General features: G+C 62.5%; 2 protein-coding genes and 1 pseudogene. All 3 read right to left on the bottom strand.

The features are described 5' to 3' along the window. A pseudogene (gene murD / locus MOV61_RS29780) lies at positions 1–174 on the bottom strand (UDP-N-acetylmuramoyl-L-alanine--D-glutamate ligase); the annotation flags it as partial. Positions 175–181: 7 nt separating this feature from the next. After that, a complete protein-coding gene (mraY, locus tag MOV61_RS29775) occupies positions 182–1285 on the bottom strand; it encodes a phospho-N-acetylmuramoyl-pentapeptide-transferase (protein ID WP_038543541.1) in 1104 nt (367 codons plus the stop codon). Between the two features lie 29 nt (positions 1286–1314). Further along, positions 1315–1807, bottom strand: a 493-nt coding sequence (locus MOV61_RS29770; protein ID WP_309493883.1) for a glutamate ligase domain-containing protein, incomplete at its 5' end; no start/stop codon positions are given.

The following is a 1807-nucleotide window of genomic DNA, read 5'->3' as shown; positions in this document are numbered from 1 at the left end:
CAGGTCGGCGGTCGAAATCCCCTCGGCCGTCGCCTTGGCGACGCTGTCGGGATTGTCGTCCCAGGCGATGACCTTGGCGCCGCCGGCGACCAGGGCTTTGGCCGTGGCCAATCCGGAGCCGCCAAGCCCGAACAGCGCGACCGGCTTGTCCCTGAATGTGGTGACCGCGATCATCGCCCTATCACCGCAGCTTGAGCGTCGAAAGGCCGAGCATGGCAAGGCCGACCGCGATGATCCAGAAGCGGATCACCACCTGGCTTTCCGTCCAGCCGAGCTTTTCGAAATGGTGGTGGATCGGCGCCATCAGGAAGACGCGCCGGCCGGTCATCTTGAAGAAGCCGACCTGGATGATCACCGACAGCGTCTCCATCACGAACAGGCCGCCGATGATCGCCATGACGATCTCGTGCTTGGTGGCGACGGCAACGGAGCCGATCAGGCCGCCGAGCGCCAGCGATCCGGTATCGCCCATGAAGATGGCCGCCGGCGGCGCGTTGAACCAGAGAAAGCCGAGACCCGCCCCGATCACCGCTCCCAGAATGACGGCAAGCTCACCGGTGCCGGGCACGAAATTGATCTGCAGATATCCCGCAAACACCGAGTTACCGGCAAGATAGGCAATGACGCCGAACGAGGCCGCGGCGATCATGACAGGCCCGATCGCCAGCCCATCAAGTCCGTCTGTCAGGTTCACCGCATTGCCGGCGGCAACGATGACGAAACCGCCGAACAGGACGAAAAAGATGCCGAGATTGATGAACAGGTCCTTGAAGAACGGGAAGGCGACCGAGGTGCCGAGCGTCGGATTGCCCGACTGACCGGTCGCGAGCGCCACCCGCATCATGAAGAAGACGGCGATCCCGGCGATCACGAACTCGATGCCGAGACGCGCCTTGCCGGAAAACCCCTTGTCGGTCTGCTTGGTGACTTTCAGATAGTCGTCATAAAAGCCGATTGCGCCGAAACCCAGCGTGACGAGCAGGGTCGCCACCACGTAGACGTTCGAAAGATCGGCCCACAGCAGCGATCCGCCGACGATGCCGGCGAGAATCATCAGTCCACCCATGGTCGGCGTGCCGGCCTTCTTGAAATGGGTCTGCGGCCCATCGGCGCGGATCGGCTGTCCCTTGCCCTGGCGCAGGCGGAGCGATGCAATGATCATCGGTCCGAACAGGAAGACGATCAGCGCAGACGTGAACAGAGCTGCACCCGTCCTAAAGGTGATGTACCGGAACAGGTTGAAAAATTGGACTTTGTCCGCCAGTTCTACAAGCCAGATCAGCATTCAGCGCCCTTTCCAGAAGCCCGTCTCAATTAGTGGCGCTCCGTGTCGGAGAATGCCGGGTAGTTGTCAATAAGCGCGGCGACGATCTTGCCGAAACCGATGCCAAGCGAAGATTTCACCATCACCACGTCGCCCGGGATCACCGAGCGCACCACGAATTCGGCAAGGTCCGCGGTCTTTTCGTAATATTGCACGTCGACGCTATCGGGCAGCGCATCGCGCAGCGCTGCCATTTCCGCACCCGCCAGCCAGACATGTTCGATACCGGCGGCGAGCAGCGGACCCGCCAGTTCCTCATGCACCTTGGCGGAGAATTCACCCATTTCCAGCATGTCGCCGAGCACCGCGATCCGCCGGCCGGTCAGGTCCGGCGTCGCGGATGCGAGAAGTGCGATTGCCGCCCGCATCGAGGCAGGGTTGGCGTTGTAGCTCTCGTCGATCAGCGTCAGATGGCCTTCGCCGATGCCGAGGCGGTGGCGTTCGCCCCTGCCCTTGACCGGCCTCAGCGCCGAAAGCGCCGCT

It is taken from the genome of Neorhizobium sp. BETTINA12A, assembly GCF_023006485.1.
Lineage (GTDB): Bacteria > Pseudomonadota > Alphaproteobacteria > Rhizobiales > Rhizobiaceae > Neorhizobium.
This window is presented reverse-complemented; position numbering and strand designations above follow the sequence as displayed.